Below are 18237 nucleotides of genomic sequence, written 5' to 3'. Positions count from 1 at the left end.
CTGGTGATCGGCGCCGACGGGCTGCACTCCACCGTCCGCCGGCTCGCCTTCGGCCCCGAACGGCGCTACGCCCGCCACCCCTGCGAGTGAGCCTCTATAACACGTCAACATGACGCCTGGAAATTTGCTCAGGTCGACGCATAGTTGATATAGGAACACGCCCCTGACCTGCCGCTTCACAAGTAAATGCGACTGCTTGTGATCATTTGACTGCTTTGCGTCGACAAATCTGGGCATGTTCATATTCGACCCCATTCGAAGGGTGTCGTAGATCACAAAGGTGACCGTGAACTGCGTGTCGCAGATCACAAGCCGACGGGCATAGGATGCGCTCGTTCCAGGCTTTGTGAACTGCCTCACATGAGGTGGATCTCGGGAACTGGAACGCGGGTTCACCTCTGTGTGACCCGCCGGTTCCGATCTGCAGTCAAGGACGACTGGACGGAGGGAGCGGGGGCTATGAATGCCTACGCGCCGATCCTCGTACTCGGTGCCATCGCGGCGGCGTTCGCGGTCGGCTCCGTCGTGATGGCCTCACTCACCGGCCCCAAGCGCTACAACCGGGCCAAGTTGGAGGCGTACGAGTGCGGCATCGAGCCGACCCCGCAGCCCGTGGGCGGCGGTCGGTTCCCGATCAAGTACTACCTGACGGCGATGCTCTTCATCGTCTTCGACATCGAGATCGTCTTCCTCTACCCCTGGGCGGTGACCTTCGACGCCCTGGGGATCTTCGGGCTGGTCGAGATGCTCCTGTTCATCGCCACCGTCTTCGTCGCGTACGCCTACGTGTGGCGGCGCGGCGGCCTGGAGTGGGACTGAGCGCGGGGTGGTCCGAGCGCGGGGTGGCGACCCCACCCGTCCGCCGGCTGCGCGCCCGCTTGTGAACGAGCGGACAAGCCAGAACCGGCCCACGTATCAGCGGACTCGAGGGCATTGAGAGGGATCTGATGGGAATCGAGGAGAAGCTGCCGAGCGGCTTTCTGCTCACGACGGTGGAGACGGCCGCCGGCTGGGTGCGCAAGGCGTCACTCTTCCCGGCCACCTTCGGTCTGGCCTGCTGCGCGATCGAGATGATGACCACCGGGGCGGGCCGTTACGACCTGGCCCGGTTCGGCATGGAGGTCTTCCGGGGCTCCCCCCGGCAGGCCGATCTGATGATCGTGGCGGGGCGGGTGAGTCAGAAGATGGCCCCGGTGCTGCGCCAGGTGTACGACCAGATGCCCAACCCCAAGTGGGTCATCTCGATGGGCGTCTGCGCCTCGTCCGGCGGGATGTTCAACAACTACGCGATCGTCCAGGGCGTCGACCACATCGTGCCGGTGGACATCTACCTGCCCGGCTGTCCGCCCCGTCCGGAGATGCTGATGGACGCCATCCTGAAGCTGCACGACAAGATCCAGCACGAGCCGCTGGGCGTGAACAGGCGCCGGGCCGAGGAACTCGGTGAGGCGCTCGCCCTGAAGGCCACCCCGATCAGCGAGATGCGGGGGCAGCTGCGATGAACGACCAGGTACCCGAGACCCGCCGCGAGCAGCCGGTCCGCGAGATCCCGGTCGAGGTGGTCGGCCGCCGCCAGGGCATGTTCGGTGCCACGGGCAGCGGCGACACCTCCGGCTTCGGCGGTCTGGCCGACCCGATCGTGCTGCCCGGTCCGAGCGAACGCCCGTACGGCGGCTGGTTCGACGAGGTCGCCGACGAGCTGGAGGGCGCCCTGGAGGAGCAGGGCCTGGACCCGGTCGAGGTGATCGAGAGGACCGTGGTCGACCGCGGCGAGCTCACCTTCCACATCGACCGCGACCACCTGCTGGGGACCGCCCGCATCCTCCGCGACGACCCGGCGCTGCGCTTCGAACTGTGCCTGGGCGTGAGCGGCGTGCACTACCCCGGCGACAAGGGCCGCGAGCTGCACGCGGTCTACCACCTGCGCTCGATCACCCACGGCCGGCTGATCCGGCTGGAGGTCACCGCACCCGACGCCGACCCGCGCATCCCCTCCGTGGTGAGCGTCTACCCGACCAACGACTGGCACGAGCGCGAGGCCTACGACTTCTTCGGCCTGGTCTTCGAGGGCCACCCTGCGCTCACCCGGATCATGATGCCGGACGACTGGCTGGGCCACCCGCAGCGCAAGGACTACCCGCTCGGCGGCATCCCCGTCGAGTACAAGGGCGCCCAGATCCCGGCTCCCGACCAGCGGAGGTCGTACAGCTGATGAACACCCAGCACTTTGGAGAGACCGAGGAAGCGGACGCCCGCGATACCACCGAGGGCCGGGTCTTCACCGTCACCGGCGGTGACTGGGGCGAGGTGGTCGAGGCGGTCGGCCGGGCCGACGACGAGCGCATCATCGTCAACATGGGCCCCCAGCACCCGTCCACCCACGGCGTGCTGCGGCTGATCCTGGAGATCGACGGCGAGACGGTGAAGGAGGCCCGCTGCGGCATCGGCTACCTCCACACCGGCATCGAGAAGAACATGGAGTTCCGCAACTGGGTCCAGGGCACCACCTTCGTGACCCGTATGGACTACCTGACCCCGCTGTTCAACGAGACCGCCTACTGCCTGGCGGTCGAGAAGCTGCTCGGCATCACCGACGACGTCCCGGACCGCGCCAACGTCATCCGCGTGATGATGATGGAGCTCAACCGGATCGCCTCGCACCTGGTCTGCCTGGCCACCGGCGGCATGGAGATCGGCTCCACCACCCTGATGATCTACGGCTTCCGGGACCGCGAGCTGATCCTGGACGTCTTCGAGCTGGTCACCGGTCTGCGCATGAACCACGCGTACGTGCGCCCCGGCGGCCTCGCCCAGGACCTGCCGCCCGGCGCCGTCGACCAGATCCGCGAGGCGGTCAAGGTCTTCCGCTCCCGGATGCACGAGTACGACAAACTCGCCACCGGCAACCCGGTGTTCAAGGCCCGCCTGGTCGACGTCGGCTTCCTGGACCTGCCCGGCTGCCTGGCCCTCGGCGCCACCGGCCCGATCCTGCGCGCCACCGGCCTGCCGCACGACCTGCGCAAGACCGACCCGTACTGCGGCTACCAGGACTACGACTTCGAGGTCGCGATCGCCGACAGCGCCGACTCCTACGGCCGCTTCCTGATCCGCCTGGAGGAGATGAAGCAGTCGCTGCGGATCGTCGAGCAGTGCCTGGACCGGCTGCGTCCGGGCCCGGTCATGGTGGCCGACAAGAAGATCGCCTGGCCCGCCCAACTGGCCGTCGGCCCGGACGGGCTGGGCAACTCCCTCGACCACATCCGCAAGATCATGGGGACCTCGATGGAGGCCCTGATCCACCACTTCAAGCTGGTCACCGAGGGCTTCCGGGTCCCGGTCGGCCAGGCGTACGTGGCGGTCGAGTCGCCCAAGGGCGAGCTGGGCGTGCACGTGGTCAGCGACGGCGGGACGCGCCCGTACCGGGTCCACTTCCGGGATCCGTCGTTCACCAATCTGCAGACGATGGCGGCGATGTGCGAGGGCGGCCAGGTGGCCGACGTGATCGTCGCGGTGGCCGGGATCGACCCGGTGATGGGAGGCGTGGACCGGTGACCAACGTCGAACTCGGACTGCCGGCACTGCCGGCCGCACCGTACTCCGAGGAGGTGCACGCCAGGCTGGCCGCCGACGCCGCCGAGCTGATCGCCCGCTACCCGCAGCCCCGCTCGGCGCTGCTGCCGCTGCTGCACCTGGTGCAGGCCGAGGAGGGCTTCGTCAGCCCGACCGGGATGCGCTTCTGCGCCGAGCAGCTGGACCTCACCACCGCCGAGGTCACCGCGGTCGCGACCTTCTACACCATGTACCGGCGCCGCCCGGCCGGGAAGTACCACGTCGGGGTCTGCACCAACACGCTGTGCGCGGTGCTCGGCGGCGACCAGATCTTCGCCGAGCTCCAGGAGCACCTGGGTGTCCGCAACAACGAGACCACCGAGGACGGCGAGGTCTCGATCGAGCACATCGAGTGCAACGCGGCCTGCGACTACGCGCCCGTGGTGATGGTCAACTGGGAGTTCTTCGACAACCAGACCCCGGAGAGCGCCCGGCAGCTGGTCGACGACCTGCGCGCCGGCCGTGAGGTCCGGCCCACCCGCGGTGCCCGGCTGTGCGGCTTCAAGGAGACCGCCCGGATCCTGGCCGGCTTCCCGGACGAGCGCCCGGGCGCCAACGACGAGTCCGGAGCCGGCGGCGCGCCGTCCCTGGCCGGTCTGCGGCTGGCCCGCGGCGAGGCGCTGCCCGGCACCGCCGGCACCAAGGTGGTCTCCCCCCGCCCCGCGTCCCCCCGCCACGAGGGCAGCGGCCCGGCGAACAACGGCCAGGTGAGCAACGGCCCGGCAAGCAACCCCCAGGCGAGCAACAGCCAGACGAACAACGGCCAGGCGGGCAAGGGCCAGGAAGGGAGCGAAGCGTGATGACCTCCGCCGAGCCGGCCGAGAAGCTGCTCACCCCGGTCCTGTCCGACTCCTGGGACGACAGCCGCCCCTGGACGCTCGACACCTACCGCCGCCACCACGGCTACGAGGGCCTCAAGGCGGCCCTCGCCATGCCGCCGGACGACGTGATCGCCCTGGTCAAGGAGGCCGGCCTGCGCGGCCGCGGCGGCGCAGGCTTCCCGACCGGCATGAAGTGGCAGTTCATCCCCCAGAACGACGGCAAGCCGCACTACCTGGTGGTCAACGCGGACGAGTCCGAGCCGGGCACCTGCAAGGACATCCCGCTGCTGTTCGCCAACCCGCACGCGCTGATCGAGGGCATGATCATCGCCTCCTACGCGATCCGCTGCGACCACGCCTTCATCTACCTGCGCGGCGAGGTCGTCCCGGTGCTGCGCCGGCTGCACGCGGCCGTCGCCGAGGCGTACGGGGCCGGGCTGCTGGGCCGGAACATCCTCGGCTCGGGGATCGACCTCGACATCACCGTGCACGCCGGGGCCGGCGCCTACATCTGCGGCGAGGAGACGGCGCTGCTGGACTCGCTGGAGGGCCGCCGCGGCCAGCCGAGGCTGCGGCCCCCGTTCCCGGCGATCGCCGGCCTGTACGCCTGCCCGACGGTGGTCAACAACGTCGAGTCGATCGCCTCGGTGCCGCCGATCCTGTCCCGCGGCAAGGAGTGGTTCAAGGCCCTGGGCACCGAGAAGTCCCCCGGCTTCACGCTCTACTCGCTCTCCGGCCACGTCACCAACCCCGGCCAGTACGAGGCCCCGCTCGGCATCACGCTGCGCCAGCTGCTCGACCTCAGCGGCGGCATCCGCCCTGGGCACCGGCTGAAGTTCTGGACCCCGGGCGGCTCCTCCACCCCGATGTTCACCGACGAGCACCTCGACGTCCCGCTGGACTACGAGGGCGTCGGCGCGGCCGGCTCGATGCTCGGCACCAAGGCGCTCCAGGTCTTCGACGAGACCACCTGCGTGGTGCGGGCCGTCACCCGCTGGACGGAGTTCTACGCCCACGAGTCCTGCGGCAAGTGCACCCCCTGCCGCGAGGGCACCTACTGGCTGGTCCAGCTGCTCCAGCGGATCGAGGCGGGCGAGGGCGTCGACGGGGACCTGGAGAAGCTCCTCGACATCGCCGACAACATCAACGGCAAGTCCTTCTGCGCCCTGGGCGACGGCGCGGCCAGCCCGATCGTCTCCTCGCTCCAGCACTTCCGGGCCGAGTACGAGCAGCACCTGGCCGAGCGCCGCTGCCCGTTCGACCCGGAAGCCTCCACCGTCTGGGCCGACGGCCCCCGCCCCGGCCACCAGTCCGCCACCGAAAGGGAGGTGCACGCGTGACGATCACAGAGCCAACCGCCTCCGAGACCGCGGTCGAACTGGTCACGCTCACCATCGACGGCGTCGAAGTGCGGGTCCCCAAGGGAACGTTGGTGATCCGGGCCGCCGAGACCATCGGCACCCAGATCCCGCGCTTCTGCGACCACCCGCTGCTCGATCCGGCCGGTGCCTGCCGCCAGTGCATCGTCGAGATCGAGGGCCAGCGCAAGCCGGTCGCCTCCTGCACCGTTCCGGTGGCCGAGGGCATGGTGGTGCGCACCCAGCTCAGCTCGCCGGTGGCCGAGAAGGCCCAGCGCGGCGTGATGGAGCTGCTGCTGATCAACCACCCGCTGGACTGCCCGGTCTGCGACAAGGGCGGCGAGTGCCCGCTGCAGAACCAGGCGATGACCAGCGGCGCCGCCGACTCCCGTTTCGAGGGGATGAAGCGCACCTACGAGAAGCCGGTGCCGATCAGCAGCCAGGTGCTGCTGGACCGCGAGCGCTGCGTGCTGTGCGCGCGCTGCACCCGCTTCTCACAGCAGATCGCCGGGGACCCGTTCATCGACCTGGTGGAGCGCGGGGCACTGCAGCAGGTCGGCACCGGCGAGGGCGACGACTTCGAGTCGTACTTCTCCGGGAACACCATCCAGATCTGCCCGGTGGGCGCGCTGACCTCGGCGGCGTACCGGTTCCGCTCGCGTCCCTTCGACCTGGTCTCCTCGCCGAGCGTGTGCGAGCACTGCGCCTCGGGCTGCGCGCAGCGCACCGACCACCGGCGCGGCAAGGTGCTGCGCCGGCTGGCGGGCGAGGACCCGGCGGTGAACGAGGAGTGGAACTGCGACAAGGGCCGCTTCGCCTTCCGCTACGCCCAGCAGCGCGACCGGCTGACCACCCCGCTGGTGCGGGTGGACGGCGAGCTGGTGCCGGCCTCCTGGCCGGAGGCGCTGGCCCGGGCGGCCGAGGGGCTGCGCGGGGCCCGGACCGGGGTGCTGGCCGGCGGCCGGGTGACGGTCGAGGACGCCTACGCGTACGGGAAGTTCGCTCGGGTGGTGCTCGGCACCAACGACGTGGACTTCCGGGCCCGCCCGCACAGCGGTGAGGAGGCGGACTTCCTGGCCGCGGCGGTGGCCGGGCGGGGCGTCGACGTGAACGGCGCCGGTGTGGCGTACGAGGACCTCGACCGGGCGCCGGCGGTGCTGCTGGCGGGCTTCGAGCCGGAGGAGGAGTCGCCGATCGTCTTCCTGCGGTTGCGCAAGGCGACCAGGGCGACGGGCCTGAAGGTGTTCTCGGTGGCCGCGTTCGGTTCCCGGGGCCTGGCGAAGCTGCGCGGCGCGCTGCTGCCGGCCGCCCCCGGGACCGAGCCGGAGTGGTTCGCGGCGCTGGCGGCGGACGAGCCGCTGAACGACGACGCGGGCCGGGTGGCGGAACTGCTGCGCACCCCGGGTGCGGTGATCCTGGTGGGCGAGCGGCTGGCCGCCGTCCCGGGCGGGCCGACGGCGGTGCTGCGCCTGGCGCACGCGACCGGCGCCAAGCTCGCCTGGGTGCCGCGCCGGGCCGGTGAGCGCGGGGCCGTGGAGGCGGGCGCGCTGCCGGGCCTGCTGCCCGGCGGCCGTCCGGTGGCCGTCGCGGCGGCCCGGTCGGAGGCGGCCGCGCTGTGGGGCGGGGCCGAGCTGCCGTCCCGGCCGGGCCGGGACACCGACGGGATCCTGGCGGCGGTCGTGGCCGGAGAGCTGGACGCGCTGCTGGTCGGCGGCGTGGATCCGGACGACCTGCCGGACCCCGTGCTGGCCGACGAGGCGCTGGCGGCGGTGCCGTTCCTGGTGTCGCTGGAGCTGCGGCCCTCGGCGGTGACGGCGCGCGCCGACGTGGTGCTGCCGGTGGCTGCGGCGGCGGAGAAGGCCGGCACCTTCCTGGACTGGGAGGGCCGGGTGCGGATGTTCGAGGCCGCGCTCAAGCCGGACCAGCAGATGGGCCGTCACCTCCAGCCGGACCTGCGGGTGCTGAGCATGCTGGCGGACGCGTTGGGCGGGCGGCTGGGACTGCCGGACGTCCGGGCGGCCCGGCTGGAGCTGGACCGCTTCGCCCCCTGGGAGGGCGACCGCACGGCCGACCCGGCGGCCCACCCCGGCCCGCTGCCCCGGCCGGCCGCCGGCCAGGCGGTGCTGGCGGGTTGGCGCCTGCTGCTGGACAACGGCGCGCTGCAGCAGGGGGATCCGCACCTGGCGGGCACCCGGCACCGGGCGGTGGCCCGGATCTCGGCGGAGACGGCCAAGGAGATCGGCGCGGTGGCGGCCGGGGCCCTGCGGCTGACCGGCCCGGCCGGATCGCTGACCCTGCCGCTGGAGGTCACCGACTCGATCCCGGACCGCACGGTCTGGGTCCCGCTCGGCTCCACTCCGGGCGGTGCCCCGCGCGCGCTCGGCACCACCGTCGGCCACCTGGTCACGATCGCCGCGGCCGAGGCGGAGCCCGAGCCCGCGGTCGAGGTCGAGGTCGAGGCCGATCCCGGCCCGACGACACAGGACAGGGCGGCACAGGACGGGGCGGGACAGGCCCGGGCCACACCCGACCGGTCGGCGCAGGACGAGCAGGAACAGGACGAGTCGGCCCGGGCGCAGGCCCAGGCCGGTTCGACCGTGGACGGGACCGCGGGAGAAGGGGAGGACCGATGACTCCGCAGCCGTACGAGACGCTCCACTTCTTCGGGCAGGACCCGTGGTGGCTGGTGCTGCTGAAGGCGGTGTTCTGCTTCGCCTTCCTGGTCCTGACGGTGCTGATCGCGATCGTCTGGGAGCGCAAGGTGGTGGCCTGGATGCAGCTGCGCATCGGGCCCAACCGGCACGGCCCGTGGGGCATGCTGCAGTCGCTGGCGGACGGCGTGAAGCTGGCGCTGAAGGAAGACCTGGTGGTCAAGGGCTCGGACAAGGTGGTCTACATCCTGGCCCCGATCGTCTGCGCCATCCCCGCGTTCATGGCCTTCGCGGTGATCCCGTTCGGCCCGGCCGGCAACGAGGTGTCGATCTTCGGCACCCGCACGCCGCTCCAGCTGACGGACTTCCCGGTGGCGTTGCTGTACGTCCTGGCGACGGCCGCGGTGGGCATCTACGGCATCGTGCTGGCGGGCTGGTCCTCGGGTTCGACGTACCCGCTGCTGGGCGGGCTGCGCTCGTCCGCGCAGATGATCAGCTACGAGATCGCGATGGGCCTGTCCTTCGCGGCGGTGTTCATCTACTCGGGTTCGATGTCGACCTCGGAGATCGTGGCGCACCAGCAGCCGACCTGGTTCGCGGCGCTGCTGCCGGTGTCGTTCATCGTCTACATCATCGCGATGGTCGGCGAGACCAACCGGGCGCCGTTCGACCTCCCGGAGGCCGAGGGCGAGCTGGTCGGCGGCTTCAACACCGAGTACTCCTCGCTGAAGTTCGCGATGTTCATGCTGGCCGAGTACGTGAACATGGTGACGGTCTCGGCGGTGGCCTCGACCCTCTTCCTGGGCGGCTGGCGGGCCCCGTGGCCGGTGTCGACGTTCTGGGAGGGCGCCAACCACGGCTGGTGGCCGATGCTGTGGATCACGCTGAAGATCCAGTTGCTGCTGTTCTTCTTCATCTGGCTGCGCGGCACGCTGCCCCGGTTCCGCTACGACCAGTTCATGAAGCTGGGCTGGAAGGTGCTGATCCCGGTCTCGCTGGTGTGGCTGGTGCTGATCGCGAGCGTGCGGGCGCTGCGCAACGAGGGCTACGACTTCGGCGAGGTGGTGCTGTACGTGGGCGCGCCGGTCGGCGTGATCCTGCTGCTGGCGCTGCTGCGGGACTTCCTGAGGAAGCAGCCCGAACCCGAGGTCACCCCACCCAAGGCCGATTTCGACCCGATGGCGGGCGGCTATCCGGTCCCGCCGCTGCCCGGCCAGGTGCTCCCGCCGGTGCCGCGCCGGCGCAGCCGCGCCCCGAAGCAACTCCAGGACGCCCTCAACGGGGCCGACCATTCCGAAGGGAGCTGAACCGAGATGTCCGACCAGTCCGATCGTACGGGTCGCCCCGAACGGGCCGACCGTCCGTCGATCCTCGGCCCGGCCGCCGGCTTCGGCGTGACCTTCAAGGCCATGTTCAAGAAGCGGCTCACCGAGCAGTACCCGGAGCAGAAGAAGCCCACCGCTCCGCGCTTCCACGGCCGCCACCAGCTGAACCGGCACCCGGACGGCCTGGAGAAGTGCGTCGGCTGCGAGCTGTGCGCGTGGGCCTGCCCGGCCGACGCGATCTACGTGGAGGGCGCGGACAACCGGGACGAGGAGCGCTACTCCCCGGGTGAGCGCTACGGCGTGGTGTACCAGATCAACTACGCCCGCTGCATCCTGTGCGGGCTGTGCATCGAGGCCTGCCCGACCCGGGCGCTGACCATGACCAACGAGTACGAGCTGGCCGACTCCTCCCGGCGGGACCTGATCTTCACCAAGGAGCAGCTGCTGGTGGGCCTGTCCGAGGGCATGGTCGACACCCCGCACGCGATCTTCCCGGGCACCGACGAGGGCGCGTACTACCGGGGCGAGATCACCGCGGCGGCGCCGGGCACGGTCCAGCAGGAGCGCACCGACCGGGACCAGGAGGTGCAGCAGTGATCGCGCGGCTGGCGGAAGCGACCGGGACGACCTCGACGGGTGAGGCCGTCCAGTTCTGGGTGCTCGCGGTGATCGCGGTCGGCGGCGCGCTCGGCATGGTGCTGATGCGCAAGGCCGTGCACAGCGCGCTCTGCCTGGCGGCCACCATGCTGGCGCTGGCGGTCTGTTACATGGCCCAGGGCGCGGTGTTCCTGGGCGTGGTGCAGATCGTGGTCTACACCGGCGCGATCATGATGCTGTTCCTGTTCGTGGTGATGCTGGTCGGTGTCACCAGCGAGGATTCGCTGAAGGAGCAGCTGAAGGGCCAGCGGTTCGCCGCGGCGCTGTGCGGGCTGGGCTTCGGCGTGCTGCTGATCGCCGGGATCGCCAACGCGAAGCTGGACCACTTCACCGGGTTGTCCGAGGCGAACGCCGAGGGCAACGTGCCGGGCCTGGCCCGGCTGATCTTCACCCGGTACGTGTGGGCCTTCGAGGTCACCGGCGCGCTGCTGATCACCGCGGCGATCGGTGCGATGGTGCTGACCCACCGGGAGCACGTGAAGGCGCCGAAGACGCAGCGCGAGCTGGCGGCGCAGCGGATCATGGACAACATCCAGCTGCCGCCGCTGCCGGCGCCGGGCGTGTACGCGCGGCACAACGCGGTGGACGTCCCGGCGCTGCTGCCGGACGGCACGATCGCCGAGGACTCGGTGATGGCGACGCTGCGCGAGCGCGGCCAGGTCCGGGACGTCAGTCAGGCGATGCTGCGGCGGATGGCGGAGCTGGAGAACAGCACGGCGGACTGGTTGGGCCGTCCGTCCTCGGAGCGGCCGGCGGCGACGGCTCCGCGCAAGTCGCTGGAGCCGGTGCCGGCGAACGGCGAGCCGGTGCCGGCGAACAACGTGAAGCACCCGGCCGGCGAGGAGGGCGCGGAGTGAACCCGGTCAACTACCTCTACCTGTCGGCCCTGTTGTTCACCATCGGCGCGGCCGGGGTGCTGATCCGGCGCAACGCGATCGTGCTGTTCATGTGCGTGGAGCTGATGCTGAACGCCTCGAACCTCGCCCTGGTGACCTTCTCCCGGCTGCACGGGACCCTGGACGGCCAGATCATCGCGTTCTTCACGATGGTGGTGGCGGCGGCCGAGGTCGTGGTCGGCCTCGCCATCATCGTCTCCATCTTCCGGACCAGGCACTCCGCTTCGGTCGACGACAGCAACCTGATGAAGCTGTAGGCGGAGGACCTTCGGTGAACTCTCTCATTCCGCTGCTGGTGGCGGCTCCACTGGCCGGTGCCGCCCTGCTGCTGCTCGGTGGCCGGGTGCTGGACCGCTACGGCCACTGGCTGGCCACCGCGCTCGCGGCGCTCTCGTTCGGCTTCGGCCTGGCCCTGTTCTCGGACATGCTCGGCCGTGACGCCGAGAACCGGGCGCTCACCGTGCACCTGTTCAGCTGGATCCCGGTGAACGGCTTCCAGGCCGACTTCTCCTTCCTGCTCGACCAGCTGTCGATGACCTTCGTCCTGCTGATCACCGGCGTCGGCACGCTGATCCACCTCTACTCGGTGGGCTACATGGCGCACGACGAGCGCCGGCGCCGCTTCTTCGCGTACCTGAACCTGTTCCTGGCCGCCATGCTGCTGCTGGTGGTCGCGGACAACTACCTGCTGCTGTACTTCGGCTGGGAGGGCGTGGGCCTGGCCTCGTACCTCCTGATCGGCTTCTGGCAGCACAAGCCGAGCGCGGCGACGGCGGCGAAGAAGGCCTTCATCGTCAACCGGGTCGGCGACATCGGCCTGTCCGTCGCGATCATGCTGATGTTCGCGGAGTTCGGCTCCTTCGCCTTCGGCCCCGTCTTCGGCGGTGCGCACGAGGCGAGCGAGGGCAAGCTGACGGCGATCGGCCTGATGCTGCTGCTGGCGGCCTGCGGCAAGTCGGCCCAGGTGCCGCTGCAGTCCTGGCTGGGGGACGCGATGGAGGGCCCGACCCCGGTGTCGGCGCTGATCCACGCGGCCACCATGGTGACCGCGGGCGTCTACCTGATCACCCGTTCCTCGACGATCTTCGACCTGGCGCCGGACGCGCAGACCGCCGTGGTGGTGGTCGGCGCGGTCACGCTGCTGTTCGGTGCGATCGTCGGTTGCGCCAAGGACGACATCAAGAAGGCGCTGGCCGGCTCGACCATGTCGCAGATCGGCTACATGGTGCTGGCGGCCGGGCTCGGTCCGATCGGCTACGTCTTCGCGATCATGCACCTGGTGACCCACGGCTTCTTCAAGGCCGGGCTGTTCCTCGGCGCCGGGTCGGTCATGCACGGCATGAACGACGAGGTGAACATGCGTCACTACGGCGGCCTGCGCACGTACATGCCGGTCACCTTCGTCACCTTCGGCCTCGGCTACCTGGCGATCATCGGCTTCCCGGGCCTGTCCGGTTTCTTCTCCAAGGACAAGATCATCGAGGCGGCCTTCGCCAAGGGCGGCACCGAGGGCTGGATCCTCGGGCTGTGCACGCTGGTCGGCGCGGCGATCACCGCGTTCTACATGACCCGGGTGATGGTGCTGACCTTCTTCGGCGAGAAGCGCTGGCAGCCGGCCGGCGGCACCGGCGGCTCCGCCGCGGGGGAGGGCGACCTGCCGCACCCGCACGAGTCGCCCAGGACCATGACGATCCCGATGGTCCTGCTGGCCTTCGGCTCGGTGTTCGCGGGCGGGCTGTTCGCCTTCAACGACTCCTTCCTGAAGTGGCTGGAGCCGGTAACCGGGTACGAGGAGGGCAACTCCCCGCTCGCCCCGCTGACCGTCACCCTGCTGACCACGGCCTGCATGCTGGCCGGCGTCGGCCTCGCCTACCTGATGTACGGGCGCTCGCCGGTCCCGGTGGTGCCGCCGGTAGGCTCCCCGCTCACCCGGGCCGCCCGCCGGGACCTGCTGCAGGACGACTTCAACCACGCGGTGCTGGTGCGGCCGGGCTCGGCGCTCGCCGCGGCGCTGGTCTTCTTCGACAGCCGCGGCCTGGACGGCGTGGTCAACGGCCTGGCCGCCGCGATCGGCGGGCTCTCCGGCCGGCTGCGGCGGATCCAGAACGGCTACGTCCGCTCCTACGCGCTCTCCATGTTCGGCGGCACGCTGGTGCTGGTCGCCACGACTCTCCTGATGAGGTCCACGTGATGACTCGTCCTGATATCCGTTGGGAGGGCAGGCCATGAGTGAGCGCAGCGAACGAACCGTCAAGCGGTGCGCGCGGACGGACGCCCCTGCCGGGCGCGGCGAGGTGGGCGCATGAGCGTCCTCCTGACCGCCACCTGCGCCGTGCCGGCGGCCGGCGCGGTGCTGACCGCGGCGCTGCCGGCCGGGTCCTCCGAGAGCCGGCGCCGGAACACCAAGGCCGTCGCGCTGGGCGTCTCGGCCGTCACCCTGGTGCTGGCCGCCGTGGTGGCGACCCGGTTCGACCCTCAGGGCGCCCGCTTCCAGCTGAACGAGTCGTACAGCTGGATCCGCTCCTTCGGCATCACCTTCTCGCTCGGCGTGGACGGCATCGGCGCGGTGCTCGCCCTGCTCACCGCCGTCCTCGTGCCGTTGGTGATCCTCGCCTCCTGGCACGACGCCGATCCGGGGCCGGCCGGTCCCGACGGCACCTTCGAGAACAGCAGGAGGACCCAGGGCTTCTTCGCCCTGATCCTGGCGGTGGAGGCGATGGTGGTCGTCTCCTTCTACGCCACCGACGTCTTCGTCTTCTACGTGTTCTTCGAAGCCATGCTGATCCCGATGTACTTCCTGATCGGCGGCTTCGGCGACCGGGCGGGCGGCCCCGAGTCGGCGCGTCAGCGCTCCTACGCGGCCGTGAAGTTCCTGCTCTACAACCTGCTCGGCGGCCTGGTGATGCTGGCGGCCGTGATCGGCCTGTACGTGATCGCGCAGGACCAGGGCTTCGGCACCTTCGACCTGCCGACGCTGACCTCGGCGATCGCCGACGGCCGGCTCCAGCTGACCGGCACCGCCGAGAAGGCGCTGTTCCTGGGCTTCTTCTTCGCCTTCGCGGTGAAGGCCCCGCTGTGGCCGCTGCACACCTGGCTGCCGAACGCGATGGGCGAGTCCACCGCCGGCACCGCGGTGCTGATCACCGCCGTGGTGGACAAGGTCGGCACCTTCGCGATGCTGCGCTTCTGCCTCGGGCTGTTCCCGGACGCCTCGAAGACCTTCGCCCCGGCGATCCTGGTCCTCGCGCTGATCGGGATCGTCTACGGCGCGCTGCTGGCGGTCGGGCAGAAGGACATCAAGCGCCTGGTGGCGTACGCCTCGATCTCGCACTTCGGCTTCATCATCATGGGCATCTTCGCGCTGACCAGCCAGGGCCAGAGCGGCGCCACCCTCTACATGGTCAACCACGGCCTGTCCACGGCGGCGTGGATGCTGGTGGCCGGCTTCCTGATCTCCCGTCGCGGTTCGCGGCTGATCGCCGACTACGGCGGTGTGCAGAAGGTCGCCCCGGTGCTCGCCGGGACGTTCCTGATCGGCAGCCTGGCCACCCTGTCGCTGCCCGGGCTCGCCCCCTTCGTCAGCGAGTTCCTGGTGCTCGTGGGCACCTTCACCCGCTACCCGGCGATCGGCGTCGTGGCCACCTTCGGCATCGTGCTGGCCGCGCTGTACGCCCTGCTGCTGTACCAGCGCACCATGACCGGCCCGGTGAAGGACGGGGTGCGCACGATGCCCGACCTCAAGGCCCGGGAACTCGCCGTGGTCGGCCCGCTGGTGGCGCTGACCATCCTGCTCGGCGTCTACCCCAAGCCGCTCACCGACCTGGTCAACCCCTCGGTGAACGCGACGCTCTCGCAGATCCACCAGACCGACCCGGCGCCGGCCCACCCGGTCGCCGCCACCTCAGGAGGTGAGCAGAAGTGAGCGCCACCGCGATGCTCGCCGCCGCGGGCGGCAACACCCCCAGCATTCCGGCGCCGCACATCGAGTACGGCCAGCTCTCGCCGATGCTCGTGGTGTTCGCCGCCGCCGTGGCCGGCGTCCTGGTGGAGGCCTTCGTGCCCCGCCGGTACCGGCACTGGACCCAGGTGACGCTCGCGCTGGCCGGGCTGGTCGGCGCCTTCGTCGCCGTGGTGGTGCTGGCCGTGCAGAGCCACGGCTTCACCCGGATCGACCTGCTGGCCATGGAGTCGGTCGCGATGGACGGCCCGGCGCTGTTCCTCCAGGGCGTGATCCTGCTGGCCTCCGTGGTCGCGGTGCTCACCTATGCCGAGCGCAGGCTGGAACCGAAGGCCGGTGGCCTGCCCGCCGACGCCTTCGCCGCCCAGGCCGCCGCCACCCCCGGCGGCGAGCAGGAGCGGGCCGCGGTCCGGGCCGGCTTCGCCACCAGCGAGGTCTTCCCGCTCACCATGTTCGCGGTCGGCGGCATGCTGCTGTTCCCCGCCGCCAACGACCTGCTGACCATGTTCGTGGCGCTGGAGGTCTTCTCGCTGCCGCTGTACCTGCTGTGCGCGCTGGCCCGGCGCCGCCGGCTGCTCTCCCAGGAGGCGGCGGTCAAGTACTTCCTGCTCGGCGCCTTCGCCTCGGCGTTCTTCCTCTTCGGGACCGCGCTGCTGTACGGCTACGCGGGCAGCGTGAAGCTCGGGGACATCGGGGACGTCATCTCCGGCAAGGCGATGACCACCCCCGCGCAGCTGAGCACCACCCAGAGCGACGCGCTGGTGCTGACCGGCCTGGCGATGCTCGCGGTCGGCCTGCTGTTCAAGGTCGCCGCGGTCCCCTTCCACTCCTGGACCCCGGACGTCTACCAGGGCGCGCCGACCCCGGTGACCGGCTTCATGGCGGCGGCCACCAAGGTCGCGGCGTTCGGGGCCTTCCTGCGGCTGTTCTACGTGGCCTTCCCGGGCCTGCGGCTGGACTGGCGGCCGGTGATGTGGGGCGTGGCGATCCTCACCATGGTGGTGGGCGCGGTGCTCGCGGTGACCCAGCAGGACGTCAAGCGCCTGCTGGCGTACTCCTCGATCGCGCACGCCGGGTTCATCCTGACCGGCGTGATCGCCGTCAACAAGCAGGGCATCTCCTCGGTGCTGTTCTACCTGTTGTCGTACTCCTTCGTGACGCTCGGCGCGTTCGCCGTGGTCACCCTGGTGCGCGACTCCAAGGGCGAGGCGACCCACCTGTCCAGCTGGGCCGGGCTCGGGCGGCGCTCGCCGCTGGTGGCGGCGGTGTTCGCGCTGTTCCTGCTGGCCTTCGCCGGGATTCCGCTGACCTCCGGCTTCACCGGGAAGTTCGCGGTCTTCCAGGCCGCGGCCAGCGGCGGGGCGACCCCGCTGGTGGTCGTCGGTGTGCTGAGCTCGGCGGTGGCCGCGTTCTTCTACATCCGGGTGATCGTGCTGATGTTCTTCTCGGACCCGCAGCCGGGCGGCCCCACGGTGGCGATCCCGAGCGCCTTCACGGCGACCGCGATCGGGGTGGGGGTGCTGGTCACACTGGGTCTCGGGCTGCTCCCGCAGTACTTCCTCGACCTGGCGTCCAAGGCCTCGCTGTTCGTGCGCTGATCCTGGCGTGCACCGCCTCCGACCAGGGCCCCGTCCGGGCCGCGCCCAGTCCGCGCGGCCCGGACGGGTCTTTGTCGGGAGCCGGGGCCGGGGGAGTTCCGAGGGCTCTCCCACCTTTATTTCCAGCCGAATTCGCCCCCACCGCTGTCCGGCCCGCACAGCCGCCCTGACCAGGGCATCAGGCCCGATCATGACAGGATCCGCACGCCCGTGCAGTGATCCACTCACGACCGGATACCCTGCCTGTATGGCCAGCGGCGGCACTCAGGGACCAGGCCGCTAGATCGACCAGGGACAGAGGAGTGGTCTTCGTGACCGTCGTGGAACCCTTCGGGCTCAGCGTGCAGGACCGCGACCTGACCCGGGATGTCCAGGCCGGACTGGACGCGGTGGAGGCGGCGCTCGGCGAGGCCGTCAAGTGCGACGTCCCGTTCATCACCGTCACCGCCAGTCACCTCCTCGAAGCCGGCGGCAAGCGCTTCCGTCCGCTGCTCCTGCTGCTGGCCGCCCAGTTCGGCGACCCGGGGGCGCCCGGCGTGGTGCCCGCCGCCGTGGTGGTCGAGCTGACCCACCTGGCCACGCTGTACCACGACGACGTGATGGACGAGGCGCCGGTGCGCCGGGGTGCCCCGAGCGCCAACTCCCGCTGGGACAACTCGGTCGCGATCCTCACCGGCGACTTCCTGTTCTCCCGCGCCTCCCAGGTGCTCGCCGACCTCGGCCCGGAGGCCGTGCGGATGCAGGCCGAGGCCTTCGAGCGGCTGGTGACCGGTCAGATCCTGGAGACCCGCGGCCCCGGTCAGGACATGGACCCGCTGCTGCACTACCTGGACGTCCTGGAGGGCAAGACCGGCTCGCTGATCGCCGTCTCCTGCCGGATAGGAGCGCTGATGGCCGGTGCCGAGCGCGAGCTGGTGGACACCCTCGGCGAGTTCGGCGAGCGGATCGGCATCGCCTTCCAGCTGGCCGACGACGTGCTCGACATCGCCAGTGACGGCCACGAGTCCGGCAAGACCCCCGGGACCGACCTGCGCGAGGGTGTGCCGACCCTGCCGACCCTGCTGCTGCAGCAGATGCCCGTCGACCCGGCCGACCCGGCCGACGCCCGGCTGCGCGAACTGCTCGACCAGGACCTCTCCGACGACGACCTGCACGCCGAGGCGCTGCGCCTGCTGCGCGCCCACCCGGCGCTGGAGCGCGCCCGAGCCGAGACCCTGCGCCGGGCCGAGGAGGCCAGGGCGCTGCTGGCCCCGCTGCCGGACTGCGCCGCCAAGGCCGCCCTGGAGGGGCTCTGCGACGCGGTGGCGATCCGCACCATGTGAGCCCCCGGGCTCGTCCGGGCCGGGCCGCGGTGCGGCCGGGCC

At 70.8% G+C, this 18237-nt stretch carries 14 protein-coding genes and 1 pseudogene; all 15 read left to right on the top strand.

Going from position 1 to position 18237, the window contains the following annotated elements; genetic code table 11:
• Positions 1-459 precede the first annotated feature (459 nt).
• Positions 460-819 (top strand): NADH-quinone oxidoreductase subunit A, encoded by a 360-nt coding sequence (locus tag ACIQOV_RS02540; protein ID WP_030060100.1) that lies wholly within the window; start codon positions 460-462, stop codon positions 817-819.
• 128 nt (positions 820-947) lie between these two features.
• A complete protein-coding gene (locus tag ACIQOV_RS02535) occupies positions 948-1502 on the top strand; it encodes an NADH-quinone oxidoreductase subunit B family protein (protein WP_074005520.1) in 555 nt (184 codons plus the stop codon).
• A complete protein-coding gene (locus tag ACIQOV_RS02530) occupies positions 1499-2212 on the top strand; it encodes an NADH-quinone oxidoreductase subunit C (RefSeq protein WP_401044030.1) in 714 nt (237 codons plus the stop codon). The genes ACIQOV_RS02535 and ACIQOV_RS02530 overlap by 4 nt, the downstream gene beginning before the upstream one ends.
• The gene (locus ACIQOV_RS02525; RefSeq protein WP_401044027.1) at positions 2212-3552 is read left to right on the top strand and encodes an NADH-quinone oxidoreductase subunit D; all 1341 of its coding nucleotides are present in this window, start codon (positions 2212-2214) and stop codon (positions 3550-3552) included. The genes ACIQOV_RS02530 and ACIQOV_RS02525 overlap by 1 nt, the downstream gene beginning before the upstream one ends.
• On the top strand, positions 3549-4409 hold the full coding sequence (nuoE, locus tag ACIQOV_RS02520) for an NADH-quinone oxidoreductase subunit NuoE (RefSeq protein WP_401044024.1): 861 nt from the start codon (positions 3549-3551) through the stop codon (positions 4407-4409). Before ACIQOV_RS02525 ends, nuoE begins: the two co-directional genes overlap by 4 nt.
• Positions 4409-5770, top strand: coding sequence for an NADH-quinone oxidoreductase subunit NuoF (nuoF, locus tag ACIQOV_RS02515; protein ID WP_401044022.1), 1362 nt, complete (start codon positions 4409-4411; stop codon positions 5768-5770). The genes nuoE and nuoF overlap by 1 nt, the downstream gene beginning before the upstream one ends.
• Positions 5767-8241: pseudogene (locus ACIQOV_RS02510) on the top strand (NADH-quinone oxidoreductase subunit G); the annotation flags it as partial. The gene nuoF and the pseudogene ACIQOV_RS02510, both read left to right, overlap by 4 nt.
• Positions 8242-8417: 176 nt before the next feature.
• Positions 8418-9746, top strand: coding sequence for an NADH-quinone oxidoreductase subunit NuoH (gene nuoH / locus ACIQOV_RS02505; RefSeq protein WP_359902264.1), 1329 nt, complete (start codon positions 8418-8420; stop codon positions 9744-9746).
• 6 nt (positions 9747-9752) lie between these two features.
• Entirely contained in the window at positions 9753-10361 is a 609-nt protein-coding gene (gene nuoI, locus ACIQOV_RS02500; protein ID WP_401044021.1) for an NADH-quinone oxidoreductase subunit NuoI, read from the top strand.
• Complete coding sequence (locus tag ACIQOV_RS02495; protein WP_401044036.1) at positions 10361-11278, top strand: NADH-quinone oxidoreductase subunit J; 918 nt, start codon at positions 10361-10363, stop codon at positions 11276-11278. Before nuoI ends, ACIQOV_RS02495 begins: the two co-directional genes overlap by 1 nt.
• Positions 11275-11574, top strand: a complete 300-nt coding sequence (gene nuoK / locus ACIQOV_RS02490) for an NADH-quinone oxidoreductase subunit NuoK (protein ID WP_195911268.1) — start codon at positions 11275-11277, stop codon at positions 11572-11574. The genes ACIQOV_RS02495 and nuoK overlap by 4 nt, the downstream gene beginning before the upstream one ends.
• Positions 11575-11588: 14 nt before the next feature.
• Positions 11589-13508 (top strand): NADH-quinone oxidoreductase subunit L, encoded by a 1920-nt coding sequence (gene nuoL, locus ACIQOV_RS02485; protein WP_401044019.1) that lies wholly within the window; start codon positions 11589-11591, stop codon positions 13506-13508.
• Positions 13509-13619: 111 nt separating this feature from the next.
• Positions 13620-15239: an NADH-quinone oxidoreductase subunit M gene (locus ACIQOV_RS02480; RefSeq protein ID WP_380538445.1), complete on the top strand. Its 1620-nt coding sequence runs from the start codon at positions 13620-13622 to the stop codon at positions 15237-15239.
• Positions 15240-15250: 11 nt separating this feature from the next.
• Entirely contained in the window at positions 15251-16873 is a 1623-nt protein-coding gene (gene nuoN, locus ACIQOV_RS02475; protein WP_401044033.1) for an NADH-quinone oxidoreductase subunit NuoN, read from the top strand.
• Positions 16874-17184: 311 nt separating this feature from the next.
• A complete protein-coding gene (locus tag ACIQOV_RS02470; RefSeq protein ID WP_359902275.1) occupies positions 17185-18195 on the top strand; it encodes a polyprenyl synthetase family protein in 1011 nt (336 codons plus the stop codon).
• The last annotated feature ends 42 nt before the right edge of the window (positions 18196-18237 follow it).

This window comes from Kitasatospora sp. NPDC091257 (assembly GCF_044757675.1).
Classification (GTDB): domain Bacteria; phylum Actinomycetota; class Actinomycetes; order Streptomycetales; family Streptomycetaceae; genus Kitasatospora; species Kitasatospora lactacystinica.
Note: the sequence above shows the minus strand (reverse complement) of the source record. Positions and strands in the feature narration are given on the sequence as shown.